This window comes from Lysobacter niastensis (assembly GCF_031457115.1).
Taxonomy (GTDB): domain Bacteria; phylum Pseudomonadota; class Gammaproteobacteria; order Xanthomonadales; family Xanthomonadaceae; genus Lysobacter_J; species Lysobacter_J niastensis_A.
Map to the genome: position 1 here is coordinate 804,361 of NZ_JAVDVY010000002.1, position 12,544 is coordinate 816,904.

Here is a 12,544-nt window from a genome sequence, read left to right on the forward strand (position 1 = left end):
TTTTTTTCGGCACTGGACAATGAGCCTGCCCCTTTTCTGCAGCGCGCAACTGGTTGCTGCATAGATCAGAGCGCCCATCGCAAAACGCATTCTGGCCTCTGTTCTATTCGACCCGCTCATGCGTCATGACGAAGTGCCGCAATCGCCGAACATCAACCGTTGCTCGTGCCGCGTTGCCGCGACGAGCGCGCCGGTGGCGTCGTAGTCCAGGCGCAGCAGCCAGCCGAATACGTCCTCCGGCCATCCGTCCGGCAGCAACGACTTCGGCGCACCCAGCGCTTTGGCCAGCGCCGGCAGGTGCTTATGGGACCAGCACACCAGCGTAGTGGCATCGTCGTAGCGCGCATCCTCGAGCAGGCGTTGGGCCAGCCGCCCGACGCTGGCTTCGTCCAGGGCGGTGTCGATCGGCAGGCGCAGCGCGGCCGCCAGCGGCTCCAGCGTCAGGCGCCCGCGTCGGCTTTCCGCATCGTCGGCCTTGGCGATGAGCCACGCCGGCGCCGCGATCCGCGCCGAGTCGAGGTCGAGCGTCTGGAAGTAGGCGACGTACGCCTGCGCGCGCGCCTGTCCCGCCGACGTCAGCTCAGGGTCGTCCGGGTCGCCCGACTTCTCGGCGTGGCGGATGAGCAGCACGGTGGCGGATTTCGGCATCGAGAGCGGGCCGTGTGGGTGACCCATTCTTGCCGGAGGCTCGTGCGGACGACGTCAAGGCAGCGTCGTCCGCGAACATCCGTACTTGAAACACCCAAGAAAAAGGGCCAGGTTCATTTCTGAAACCTGACCCTTTGTTTTTCTATTCTTTCAACCGCACTTGCTATATCCACAATTCAAGCAAGTCGCACACCCGTCCATGATCACCACCGCCTTCGCGCTGCACTTGTGGCACATGGTGGCGCTCGGCGGGAAGGCGACGCCTTCGCCGGTGATTTCGACGTCTTCGCTGCGCGGGGTGTCGCTGGTGCGCGGCTCGGGGAACAGGTCGCCGGCCGCGTTGCCGGTTACGTCAGAGTTTTTTTTTGACAGCTGCGCGTAGGCGGCGCGCTTTTCGGCGATGAGGGCGCGCTGGGCGTCGCTCATGTCGGGGTCGTGCATCAGGCCGATCGACTTGAGGTGATCTTCGACGATGCTGCCCAGTTCGGCGACCAGCGACGGCATGTACACGCCGCCCGGCTTCCAGTAGCCGCCCTTGGGGTCGAACACGGCCTTCATCTCGTCGACCAGGAAGGTGACGTCGCCGCCCTTGCGGAACACGGCGGACATGATGCGGGTCAGCGCGACGATCCACTGGAAGTGGTCCATGTTCTTCGAGTTGATGAAGATCTCGAAGGGACGGCGCAGCTCGTGCTCGGTGCCGGCGTTGAGCACGATGTCGTTGATGGTGACGTACAGCGCGTGCTCGAACAGCGGCGACTTGATCTTGTAGGTGGAGCCGACCAGCATCTCGGGGCGCTCGATGCGCTCGTGCATCTGGATGACGTCGGCCGTGGGCAGGTCTGCGACCACGGATAACGGCGCCGCGGCCTTGCTGGCCTCCTTCGCCTTGTCTTCCGGGGTGACGACGCTGTAGCCCTTGATTTTCTTTTCGATCTTGACGGCCATGGGCCACGCTCCTGAAGACGATGCGCTGATGCGGTGTTCTATTGAGTAATGCGTTTGGGTGTTGCAGAGGGTGTTGCTCAAGCGGTCGCCGCGCCGCGTGGGCGCGGCGACCAATCGGGGCTTGCGTTACTTCCTGGCAGCTTTCTTCGCGACCTTCTTGGCGGGACGCTTGGCTGCCTTAGTTGCCGCCTTCTTGGCGACGGCCTTCCGGGCCGGGGCCTTCTTTACTGTTTTTTTGGCGGCGGCTTTCTTGACGGCCTTCTTGACGGCCCGCTTCACGGCGACCTTCTTGACGGCCTTCTTGACCTTGGCGCGACGCACGGCTTTCTTCACTGCCTTCTTGACCGCCTTCTTGGTGGCGGCCTGCTTCTTCACGGCCTTCTTCGCGGCCTTCTTCGTCGCGCGCTTGGCGGTCTTCTTCCCGGCCTTGGCCTTCAGCGCGGTGGCCTCTTTCTTGGCCTTCGCGCTGACCTTGGCCAGCTTCTTCTTGGCGGTGCCTACGGCCTTCTTGGCGGCCTTGGTCGCCTTGGTGGCGGTGGCCTTGACGGTTTCCACGGCGCCCTCGGCGCGGTGCACGATGGCGCCGCCGAGGTTCGAAGCAGTTTCTTTTACGCTTTCGGCGGCCTGCGACAAGGTCGACGTCACTCCGTTGCCATTGCTCATGTGCCCTCCTGACGGGCGTCAGATCGTGGTGCTGATCGGTCGGTAGCTAATCAATGAGTAATCGGGGCGATCTAATTGGGTGGTTCTAATCACGGTGTTACGGGAGCGATGCTATACCTGCAGCGCGCGCAAGGCACAAGACAACGGTGCCTGCGCGGGGCCGGGAACATGAACGCGGTTGGCCCGGAGCCGCGCCTGGAATCCAATCCCCTCGCCTCCCCTCCTTGTTTTCAAGGAGGGGAATGCCAGGGTCAGAACTTGCCGTAATAGCCTTCTTTCAGGGCGTCGAACAGGTTGGCGGCGGTGTGCATCTCGCCGTCGTATTCGATCTGCTCGTTGCCCTTGACCTCCAGCACCGTGCCGTCTTCCAGCTCGAAGCGGTAGGTCGTGTTCTCCAGGTCCGCTTCCTTGACCAGCACGCCCTGGAAGGCGGCCGGGTTGAAACGGAACGTGGTGCAACCCTTCAGGCCCTGCTCGTGGGCGTAGCGGTAGATGTCCTTGAAGTCCTCGTACGGGTAATCCGTCGGGACGTTGGCGGTCTTGGAGATCGAGCTGTCCACCCACTTCTGCGCGGCGGCCTGCACGTCGACGTGCTCCTTCGGCGAGATGTCGTCGGCGGAGATGAAGTAGTCCGGCAGCTTGCCGGCCTCGTCCTCGGCGAACGGCATGGCCTTGGCGTTGACCAGCTCGCGGTAGGCGAGCAGCTCGAACGAGTAGACGTCGACCTTTTCCTTGGACTTCTTGCCTTCGCGGATCACGTTGCGGCTGTAGTGGTGCGCGAACGACGGCTCGATGCCGTTGGAGGCGTTGTTGGCCAGCGACAGCGAGATGGTGCCGGTCGGGGCGATGGAGCTGTGGTGGGTGAAGCGCGAGCCGACTTCGGCCAGCTCGTCCACCAGCTCCGGCGATACCGAGGCCACGCGCTGCATGTAGCGGCTGTAGCGGGCGTGCAGGACCTTGCCTTCGATTTCCTGGCCGATCTTCCAGCCGTCCTTCACCATCTCCGGGCGCTTGCGCAGCATCTCGGCGGTGACTTCGAAGCGCTCTTCCATGATCGGCGCGGCGCCCTTTTCCTTCGCCAGCGCCAGGCCCATCTCCCAGCCGGCCACGGCCATCTCGCGGGAGACGCGCTCGGTGAACTCGCACGACTCCTTGGAGCCGTACTTCATCTGCAGCATGGTCACGGTGCTGCCCAGGCCGAGGAAGCCCATGCCGTGGCGGCGCTTGCGCATGATCTCGTTGCGCTGCTGCTCCAGCGGCAGGCCGTTCACTTCGACCACGTTGTCGAGCATGCGGGTGAACACGCGCACGACTTCCTTGTATTCCTCCCAGTCGAAGGAGGCCTGCTCGGTGAACGGGTCGCGCACGAACTTGGTCAGGTTGACCGAGCCCAGCAGGCAGGCGCCGTACGGCGGCAACGGCTGCTCGCCGCAGGGGTTGGTGGCGCGGATGGACTCGCACCACCAGTTGTTGTTCATCTCGTTGACGCGATCGATCAGGATGAAACCCGGCTCGGCGTAGTCGTACGTCGAGACCATGATCATGTCCCACAGATGACGGGCACGGATGTGGCCGTAGATCTTGCAGGCGACCAAGCCGTCGTCGCGGACGACGTAGTTGCGGTGGCTCGGCCAGTCGCGCCAGACGACCTGGCTGGCGTCGTCGAGGTCGAGGTCGCCCTTTTCCTTCATGTTGACCGGGAACACCAGCGGCCAGTCGGCGTCGTCATGGACCGCCTCCATGAAGCCGTCGGTGATCAGCAGCGACAGGTTGAACTGACGCAGGCGGCCGTCTTCGCGCTTGGCGCGGATGAAGTCCTTCACGTCCGGGTGGGAGACGTCGAACGTGCCCATCTGCGCGCCGCGGCGGCCACCGGCCGAGGACACGGTGAAGCACATCTTGTCGTAGATATCCATGAAGGACATCGGGCCCGACGTGTAGGCGCCGGCGCCGGCGACAAACGCGCCGCGCGGGCGCAGCGTCGAGAACTCGTAGCCGATGCCGCAGCCGGCCTTCAGGGTCAGGCCGGCCTCGTGGACCTTGTCGAGGATGCCGTCCATCGAATCCTCGATGGTGCCCGACACGGTGCAGTTGATGGTCGAGGTGGCGGGCTTGTGCTCCAGCGCGCCGGCATTGGACGTGATGCGGCCGGCGGGGATGGCACCGCGGCGCAGCGCCCAGACGAAGCGCTCGTTCCAGTACAGCTGCTTCTCAGGCGTAGGCTCGGCCTCGGCCAGCGCCTTGGCGACGCGCTGGTAGGTTCCATCGATGTCGGCATCGACGGCCTGGCCGGTCTTGGTCTTCAGCCGGTACTTCTTGTCCCAGATGTCCTGGGAGGCGGGCTGCATCGGGATCTCCCGCTCAGCCGCGGCTGTCTTGACCGCCTCGAGGCGCACTGTGCTCATGCCTGTCCTGTCTCCTCGTTACTGGCGACGGGTGAACCCGCGCCTATGGATTCTTATGGTGTGTACCGCTCCGTCTGCGTCCCTTCCAAAGGCCGCCGACGGCTACGCCCGCGATCGCATCTGTGCGCCGCGTGAGCCTGGGTTTTCTTTACGGTTTGGACCAACATCTGGGCCATTTTGCTCCCGTCCCACGCCGTCCCCCGATAGCGCGTCCCGTTATGCAGCTAAATCAAGAAAAACCCTAGTTTTGGGCTTCCTTCGCCACCTCAACCACAAGATGTAGTGTCGGCGGCGAGAACTCAAACTACCCCCGGCCCCGAAATGTGTCAACGCTTTTTTGATGGCAGTCACGTCTTGTGATGCCAGTCGTGAAGTCGGTGTTAGCGATGTCCTTGACCGCCGCCGCAATGCGTTCTTGGGCGCCGCGCGGAGGCGTTCAAGGCATGGCGGATGGGAACTTCATCGTTCATTTGAGGGGGATCTCCAACACCCAGGTTGGGGGGTACTCGCCCGCCACCTGTTCATCTTGATCGCTCGCTTGCCCTGGCCGACTGGGCAGCCGGGCCGCGTTCCCTGACAACATCGCGTCGCGGTCCCAACCTGGGCACCGCATGCGCTTGGCTTTTCATCGCGGACGGCACCGAACCGCGCGACGCCACTGTCGACCCGACGGACGAATTCTCCTTCGGTAGATCGATCGGCCATGAACGGGGATTGCGAAGGGACTCTCACGGAGGTTCCTCATGAACCCGTTATTGCATTGGACCCGGCTCGCCGGACTGGCCGGCATGCTCCTGCTGGCTGCGTGCGGTGGCGGCGGCCAGGCGGTGCGCAGCGATCCCGTCCCAGCGGTGGTAGCGCCACCCCCGGCACCACCGCCTCCGCCGCCGCCGCCACAACCGTCGCCCACCGCGCTCTGCCCGTCGCCGATCACCGCGGACTGCTACGTCAAGGTGGACTACACGCTCACCTGGAACGAGATCAAGATGACCGGCGGGCGCCAGAGCGATCACGCGTTGATCGTCGACGGCACCGGCTGGCTAAACCTGGTCGATGGCGAATACCGCTTCGGCGGCGGCACCCAGATTGCCGGCGGCGAGCTGGTGGTGTGGGACACGCTGGTGTCCGACGTCAAGATCTTCGACACCGGATTCTCACCGGGTGGAACGTTGTGGCTGACCGGCACCGTGCGCGGCGACGTCGATAACCGCAACCTCCTCAGCACGCGCCACAAGTGCGGCACCGGCTTGTCCGTCTGCGCGGAAGACCGGCACAGCCGCATCGAAGGCGACTACAGCCAGGTCGCTTGGGGCACCCTGGAACTGGTGCTGGGCTGGGACCTGCAGATCACCGGCAGCGCCGCGCTCGACGGCAAGTTGAGGCTGATCAAGGGCACCTCGCAGTCCTACGTGCTGCCATCGGCTTCCAGCGTGCTGCTGTTGCACGCGGCCGAGGGCGTAACCGGGCAATTCGACGAGTGGGCAGCGCAGGGCCTGTTCCTCGAAGGCGCGCTGCGCTACACCGCCAATGATGTCTTCTTCGACGCGACCCGCATCTCGGTGGCCTCGGCGATGTCGACGGCAGGCGTCGCCGGACCGGTCGAGCTCGCCAGCGCCGACAACCTCGACCGCGCCTTCGAGCAGGCCGACCGCTTCGCCCGATTGCCGCCGAGTGCACTGAACCAGGCGCAGCAGCGCTTCCTCGATTCGGCCGCCTCGATCCAGCACATCCGCGACCACGACCAGGCGCTGCGCACGCTCGACAGCCTCGGCGGTCGTATCCACGCGCAGATGCCAGAGGCCATCGGCCACCAGGCCTCTGCCCACGCCCGCCAACTCGATGCGCATCTGGAGCGCCTGACGCCAGCCACAGCCGGCGCCTGGTCGGCACCGATGGAGTACCGCGCCCAGGGCGCTGGCGGCGCCGGCCATATCGGCGGCCATGACGCATGGTTCGGCCCAAACTGGCTGGTCGGCGGCAGCGTCGCTCTCGGCAGCTCGTGGATGCAGTTCGATTCGCTGGGCGGACAGGCCGACGGCCCGTCGCCCAGCGCCAACCTGTACGCCCAATACCGCGATGCCGGCGGCCGCTGGTACGCCACAGGCATGCTCGGGATGACCGACGCTTCATTGCGGATCCAGCGCGGCATCGACCTGGGCGACGCGGGCGTGCATACGGCGTACTCGCAACGGAGGATCGGACAGGCGTACATGCAGGGCGAGATCGGCCGACGTTTCCAGGTCGGGCGCGGGCGGCTGTCTCCGTTCTTGGGCCTGGATTACGCCGGGTCGCGCGACGACGGCTTCGTCGAACAGGGCGAGACCGGTCTGGAGCTGATCGCCGATCCGACCTCCGCCAGCTTCATGCACGGCACGGCCGGTGCCCGCTACGCCCGCGACTGGCGCTTGGGCGCAAAGGGCTGGCTGCAGTTCGACCTCGACGCGCGCTATCGGCATCGCCTCGCCGACCATGGCACGACGCCACGGGCGGCATTCGCCGCCATCCCCGAAGTTCGGTTCGATCTGCCGGCGTGGCCCCAACAGCAGGACAGCGGCAGCGTGAGCCTGGGGCTGCTCGCCGGCATCGGCGAATGGACCGGGACTCTGGACCATACCCGCCAGTTCAGCGCGGATGTTCCCGATGCCGGCTGGTGGCTCGGCTTGCAGCGCGACTTCTGAGCACCCGACACGCTCCATCGGTTCGCGCATTTCAGTTGCGCGCGGCCGGCCTGTCTGACTTCAGGACCGCCTTTTGGGCCAGTGCCTGGAAACGCGGGTTGGCGTGCAGCCGTTGCCAGTAGGGGTCGTCGCCGAGGTTGGCAATTCGCAGGTCACGCTGTGTGTACGCCAGTTCGAGCTGGTCGATGGCATGCGCATCGTCGCCCAACTCGTAATAAGTGATCGCCAGTGCCGACGGATGGACGTAGCCCTCGCGTTGGCGCTGCTTCATCTCCTGCAGCAGCTCACGGGCACGTTCGGGCTGCCCCGCGGCCACGTAGGTCCTGGCCAACGAGGACAGCACCCGGCTGTTGCGACCTGAGTTGCGTGCCGCCACCTCCAGGTCGGCAATGGCTTCGGCCAGGCGTCCCTGTTGCCGCGCCCATGCCGCGCGATACCAGTGGGCCGACCAGAAGCCGGGTTCGGCCTCCAGCGTGCGCGCCACCAGGGCCTGTGCGGCCACGGGATCGATCCGTTGGAGCCAGGCCGCGGCGTTGAGCGTGGCCTCGGGGGACAGGGGGTCGAGTTCGTGCGCCCGCCACAGGTGCAGGGCGGCCTCGTCGTCGCGGCCGGCGGTCGCCAGCACGTCGGCGTAGGCGGCGTGGACGGCGGCCGAGCCCGGATCGAGCTCCAGCGCGCGGGCCAATGACGCCTCGGCCTGTGTGGCATCCCAGTAATGCCCGACTTCGATCAGTCCGCGCGCGACATACGCGTCGGCCAACCGCGGATCCAGCTCCAGCGCGCGATTCACGTCCGCCCATGCCAGACGGTACTGCTCGACGGGATCATGCTCGGTGAGGCTGATCTGCTGCAGGCGCAATTGCGCCCGCGCCGCATGGGCGCGGGCGCAGGTCGGGTCCAGTTCGATCGCCCGGCCGAGAGCGGCCTCGGCCTCGGACAGGCGCTCAACGGTCGGGCGGTTCATCATGTAGCGGCCGGACAGGTACGCGCGATAGGCCTCGACGTTGTCGCCGTCGCAAGGGCTGTGGCGCTGCGCGGTGCGGACAACCTTCACCGTGAGTGCGCCCGCCACGGCCTCGGCGATGGCGTCCTGCAGGGCGAACACGCGATCGCGCTGCTCATCGAACGTCCCGGCCCACAGCGTGCGCCCGTCCGGGACGTGCACCAGTCGCACCGTCACGCGCATGCGTCCGCCCTGCCGCTGGGTGGAGCCAGCGACGACATACGCCACCCGCAGTTGCCGGCCGGCCTCCATCGGGTCCTGGCTGCGCAAACGCCGCGACGCATCGAGCGATCGCACTTGCAACGCGCCACCCTGGCTGAGCCGCGCGATCAGCGTCTCGGCCATGCCCAGCTCCAGCAGCTCGTCGCTCGTCCCGGATGGAAGTGCACGGAATGGCAGCACCGCCAGTGCCGCCGTGTTGGCGGCGGTCGGCGGGGAATGCGCCGGCCGCGGCCAGAACAGCAAGGCCGCCAGCAACAGCGGGACCGCTGCCACCGCGGCCAGGATCCAGCCGCGCCGGTGCGTTGCGGTTCGCGCATCTGCCGCCGCCACCTCCGGCGTCGGCGAGGGCGGCACGCCTTCGATCCAATCGTCGACTTCGGCGACGAAGCGATAACCGTGCCCCGGCACGGTGACGATGTAGCGGTGGTCGCCCACGCCGGTGCCGAACGCGCGCCGCAACGCGGAGACGGCCTGGTTCAGGTTGTTTTCCTCGACGACGCGTCCGCTCCAGACCTGCGCCATCAGCTCGTCCTTGCCGACCACGCGATCGCGGTGCTCGATGAGGTGCATCAGCACATCGAACGCCTTGGCGGTCAGCGGCAGCGGCTGGCCCGCGGCGTCCAGCACCTGGCGCGCGTGCATGTCGACGCGGAAGCCCTCAAACGCATAGCGACCGGATGCGTTGGACATGTCGCCTCGCTGGTTTCAGAAAGTTTCAGCGGGTTTTGCAGGAATTTCAGGCCATTGCCTGAGCAGCATCTGGGAACCGCGGCGGGTGGTCCGCACGCGGCATTCCACCCTCCAGGAGCATGACGATGTCCACCGCCCTCGTTCGCATCACCCTGCTCGGCGCGCTGCTTTCCTGCGCCCCCGGCGCGCCCGCCTTCGGCCCCTCCGACACCGGCGCCCTGCCGACACCCGCCAACATCATCGTCGGCACGTGGAACGTGCAGGGCGCGGTCGCCCCGTGCGGCGTGTCGGCCACGCCCTCACCGATCCTGGCCACCGTGGTCTTCCATGCCGGCGGCACGCTGTCGGAAACCAACACCTTCCCGCTCACCGGCGCTCCCAGCCCCTGGGGACTGTCCAAGCGCGGCCCCGGATACGGCACCTGGGAGTACGACCGCAAGACCGACCGTTACACCTACTGGATCCGCTTCTTCTGGTTCGTCAACGACCTCTACCACGGCTACCAGCAGGTCGGCCCGATCGTGGTCGCCCTGGCGCCCGACGGCATGAGCTACACCGGCCCCATCCAGGCCGAACGCTGGATCTACGACCCAGCGACGCAGACCCACAGCAAGGCTCTCGAGTTCTGCGGCACGCAGACCGGCGAGCGCTTCTGAGCAGTCCCGCGAGGGCGGGCGTCGGCCGTGGGGATCGTCCGCCATGCAGCGGACTCCCCCACGCGCCGATGACCGCCCCGTTGCATGGTGGGTTTCACGGGTGATTCGTTTCACGGGTGATTCAACGTGCGGGCGCGAGAGTGACGAATTCACCTTGCGCCGAGCACGAGCACGGGCACGCCCCATAAGGCGCAGGTGCCGAATCACCGAGGAACCCGATGCGCCCGAAGGCCACCACCACCCTGCTGACGTTGTCCCTGGCCGCCGCCTTCGGTGGCTTTGCCGCCACCGCGATCCGCGACGGGTTGGAGACGCCGGCCCAGGCCGCGCCCGTGGCCGCCGCGGCCGCACCGGCCGTCGCCGCCCTGCCCGCCGCCGTCGGCACCACGCCGCTGCCGTCGCTGGCGCCGATGCTGGCGCGGGTGACCCCCGCCGTGGTCAGCGTGCACACCAAGCAGCGCGTCAGTGTCAGTCCGTTCGGCGACGACCCGATGTTCCGGCGCATGTTTCCCGAGCTGACCCAGGAGCGCATCAACGAATCGCTGGGCTCGGGCGTGATCATCGACGCGCAGCGCGGCTACGTGATCACCAACCACCATGTGATCGAAGGCGCCGACGCGGTGTCGATCACGCTCAGCGATGGACGCACGCTGCCGGCCGAGTTCCTCGGCTCCGATGCCGACACCGACATCGCGCTGATGAGGATTCCGGCGCAGAACCTCAGCGCACTGCCGCTGGGCGATTCGGATGCGCTGCGGGTGGGCGATTTCGTGGTCGCGGTCGGCAACCCGTTCGGCATCGGCCAGACGGTGACCTCGGGCATCGTCTCCGCGGTCGGCCGCACGGGCCTGCGCGGGCTGGGCTTCCAGAACTTCATCCAGACCGATGCCTCGATCAATCCGGGCAATTCCGGCGGCGCGCTGGTCAACCTCAACGGCGAGCTGGTCGGCATCAACACCGCCAGCTTCAACCCGCGCGGCAGCGCGGCGGGCAACATCGGCCTGGGCTTCGCCATCCCGACCAGCCTGGCGCGCAATGTCGTCAACCAGCTTGCCCACAACGGCGTGGTGGTTCGCGGCGCGCTGGGCCTGGAATCTCAGGACGTGACCGCGCCGCTGGCCAAGGCGCTGGGCCTGGACGAGGCGCGCGGCGCACTGGTCACGCAGGTGTTCAAGGGCAGCGCTGCGGCCGGCGCGGGGCTGCGCGTGGGCGACGTGGTCGTGGCCGCCAACGGGGAGCGCATCGACGGGCGCGATTCGCTGCGCAACTTCGAAGGGCTGCAGCCCGTCGGCAGCCGTGTCGCGCTCGACGTGCGCCGCGACGGCAAACCGCTGCAGCTATCCACCACGCTGCGCGAGCAGCCGCGCTCGTTCGCGGGCGTGGAGCTGGACCCGCGCCTTGACGGCGCGGTGTTTGCCGAACTGCCCGAACGCCTGCGCCAATCGGGCTATTCGGGCGTGCTGGTGGAGTCGGTGGCCCGCGGCAGCCGCGCCTCACGTAACGGCCTTCAGAAGGATGACGTGGTGATCGCCGCCAGTTCCGGCAACTTCGAGGACTTGCCGGGCTTCCGCGCTAGCTTCACGCAGGCTCCGGCACAGTTGGTCCTGCGCGTGATGCGTGGCGCTAACCGGCGGGGCGACCTGACCATGCAATAACCAGTACCCTGCCGCCGCAATCGACACCACCGGAGGAATCCTGATGAATCCCACCCCCAGCGACGGCATGAAGACCCACCTCGGCGAGGCCGGCGGACATCTCAAGCAGGCCGCCAGTGACGCCGGCGACGCCGTGCGCGGCGCGGCGGCGGCGGCAGGCGAAGAACTCAAGATCGGCAGGGCCAATGTCAAAGCCGATCTGGCCGACAGCGCGCTGTCGGGCATCGCCGCGGCCGAATCGGCCGGAGGCGTGGCGCGCGAGCAGGTCGATGCGCTGATGGACAAGGGCCGCGACCTGGTCGAGAGCGCGGCCGACCTCATTCGCGAACGTCCGCTGGCATCTTTCGGCGTCGCCTTCGCCGCCGGCTGGATCATCGCCAAGCTCACCCGCGGCAGCAGCAGCGAATAAGCCGACATGAGCCCGCCAGAAGGCGACCACGACGACCGGGCCGACAAGCCGCGGCCCACGCCGGACCTCGCCGATTCGGTGCGCGAAGTCAGCGCGGCCGGGCGCGCCAGCGTGGCGGCCGCCGCCGACGCCGCCAAGTCGCTGCGCAGCCTGCTGGCCGCGGACATGTCGCTGGCCCGCAGCGCGATGGGGCGCACGCTCGCCTTCGTCGGCGTGGCGATCGCCGCCGGCGCTTCGGCCTGGCTGCTGCTGGTGGCGACGCTGGTGATCGTGCTCAACAGTGTTGGGCTGTCGTGGCAGGCGTCGATCCTGGTCGGCGCGGCGCTCAGCCTGGCCGTCACCGCATATGCCGGGTGGCGCGCGGTGCATTACTTCGACTACACCCGGCTGAAGGCGACGCGGCGACAACTGGCCCGGCTGGGCATCGGCGAGCTGTCCGACTTCATGCCCAGCGCCGATTCGGCCGAATCGGCGCGCCGTGCCGCGCACGAAGAGCGCGACCGCAGCGAGAACCACGGGCCGCCGAAGGACCGGCGCGGCGTCGACATCACTCCGCCCTGAGCACGG

General features: G+C 67.2%; 10 protein-coding genes. 5 read left to right on the top strand and 5 right to left on the bottom strand.

The window, feature by feature from the left end:
* Nucleotides 1–123: 123 nt before the first annotated feature.
* From J2X06_RS12965 to J2X06_RS12980, 4 genes are all read right to left on the bottom strand, one after another.
* On the bottom strand, nt 124–675 hold the full coding sequence (locus J2X06_RS12965) for a flagellar basal body-associated protein FliL (RefSeq protein ID WP_310063055.1): 552 nt from the start codon (nt 673–675) through the stop codon (nt 124–126).
* Nucleotides 676–798: 123 nt separating this feature from the next.
* Nucleotides 799–1,596, bottom strand: coding sequence for an NrdJb (locus J2X06_RS12970; protein ID WP_310063057.1), 798 nt, complete (start codon nt 1,594–1,596; stop codon nt 799–801).
* Nucleotides 1,597–1,722: 126 nt separating this feature from the next.
* Nucleotides 1,723–2,259, bottom strand: a complete 537-nt coding sequence (locus tag J2X06_RS12975; RefSeq protein ID WP_310063059.1) for a hypothetical protein — start codon at nt 2,257–2,259, stop codon at nt 1,723–1,725.
* A gap of 251 nt (nt 2,260–2,510) precedes the next feature.
* Nucleotides 2,511–4,664, bottom strand: a complete 2,154-nt coding sequence (locus J2X06_RS12980; protein ID WP_310063061.1) for an adenosylcobalamin-dependent ribonucleoside-diphosphate reductase — start codon at nt 4,662–4,664, stop codon at nt 2,511–2,513.
* 743 nt (nt 4,665–5,407) lie between these two features.
* Between J2X06_RS12980 and J2X06_RS12985 the strand changes: the two genes are divergently transcribed.
* A complete protein-coding gene (locus J2X06_RS12985; RefSeq protein ID WP_310063063.1) occupies nt 5,408–7,342 on the top strand; it encodes an autotransporter outer membrane beta-barrel domain-containing protein in 1,935 nt (644 codons plus the stop codon).
* Nucleotides 7,343–7,373: 31 nt separating this feature from the next.
* Here J2X06_RS12985 and J2X06_RS12990 read toward each other — a convergent pair whose 3' ends face one another.
* Nucleotides 7,374–9,257: a winged helix-turn-helix domain-containing protein gene (locus J2X06_RS12990; protein WP_310063065.1), complete on the bottom strand. Its 1,884-nt coding sequence runs from the start codon at nt 9,255–9,257 to the stop codon at nt 7,374–7,376.
* Nucleotides 9,258–9,382: 125 nt separating this feature from the next.
* On the opposite strand from J2X06_RS12990, the gene J2X06_RS12995 reads away from it, so the two are divergent.
* The 4 genes from J2X06_RS12995 (at nt 9,383) to J2X06_RS13010 (ending at nt 12,538) form a co-directional block, all read left to right on the top strand.
* Nucleotides 9,383–9,913, top strand: a complete 531-nt coding sequence (locus tag J2X06_RS12995; protein WP_310063067.1) for a hypothetical protein — start codon at nt 9,383–9,385, stop codon at nt 9,911–9,913.
* Nucleotides 9,914–10,131: 218 nt separating this feature from the next.
* Nucleotides 10,132–11,568, top strand: coding sequence for a Do family serine endopeptidase (locus tag J2X06_RS13000; protein ID WP_310063069.1), 1,437 nt, complete (start codon nt 10,132–10,134; stop codon nt 11,566–11,568).
* A 43-nt stretch (nt 11,569–11,611) separates the two neighbouring features.
* On the top strand, nt 11,612–11,977 hold the full coding sequence (locus J2X06_RS13005) for a hypothetical protein (protein ID WP_310063071.1): 366 nt from the start codon (nt 11,612–11,614) through the stop codon (nt 11,975–11,977).
* 6 nt (nt 11,978–11,983) lie between these two features.
* Nucleotides 11,984–12,538: a phage holin family protein gene (locus J2X06_RS13010; RefSeq protein WP_310063072.1), complete on the top strand. Its 555-nt coding sequence runs from the start codon at nt 11,984–11,986 to the stop codon at nt 12,536–12,538.
* Nucleotides 12,539–12,544: the final 6 nt, after the last annotated feature.

Coding starts and splice junctions, on each gene's coding strand:
- J2X06_RS13005 (WP_310063071.1), top strand. CDS start 11,612: ATGAATCCCACCCCCAGCGACGGCATGAAGACCCACCTCGGCGAGGCC.
- J2X06_RS12980 (WP_310063061.1), bottom strand. CDS start 4,664: ATGAGCACAGTGCGCCTCGAGGCGGTCAAGACAGCCGCGGCTGAGCGG.
- J2X06_RS12995 (WP_310063067.1), top strand. CDS start 9,383: ATGTCCACCGCCCTCGTTCGCATCACCCTGCTCGGCGCGCTGCTTTCC.
- J2X06_RS13000 (WP_310063069.1), top strand. CDS start 10,132: ATGCGCCCGAAGGCCACCACCACCCTGCTGACGTTGTCCCTGGCCGCC.
- J2X06_RS12985 (WP_310063063.1), top strand. CDS start 5,408: ATGAACCCGTTATTGCATTGGACCCGGCTCGCCGGACTGGCCGGCATG.
- J2X06_RS12965 (WP_310063055.1), bottom strand. CDS start 675: ATGGGTCACCCACACGGCCCGCTCTCGATGCCGAAATCCGCCACCGTG.
- J2X06_RS12990 (WP_310063065.1), bottom strand. CDS start 9,257: ATGTCCAACGCATCCGGTCGCTATGCGTTTGAGGGCTTCCGCGTCGAC.
- J2X06_RS12970 (WP_310063057.1), bottom strand. CDS start 1,596: ATGGCCGTCAAGATCGAAAAGAAAATCAAGGGCTACAGCGTCGTCACC.
- J2X06_RS12975 (WP_310063059.1), bottom strand. CDS start 2,259: ATGAGCAATGGCAACGGAGTGACGTCGACCTTGTCGCAGGCCGCCGAA.
- J2X06_RS13010 (WP_310063072.1), top strand. CDS start 11,984: ATGAGCCCGCCAGAAGGCGACCACGACGACCGGGCCGACAAGCCGCGG.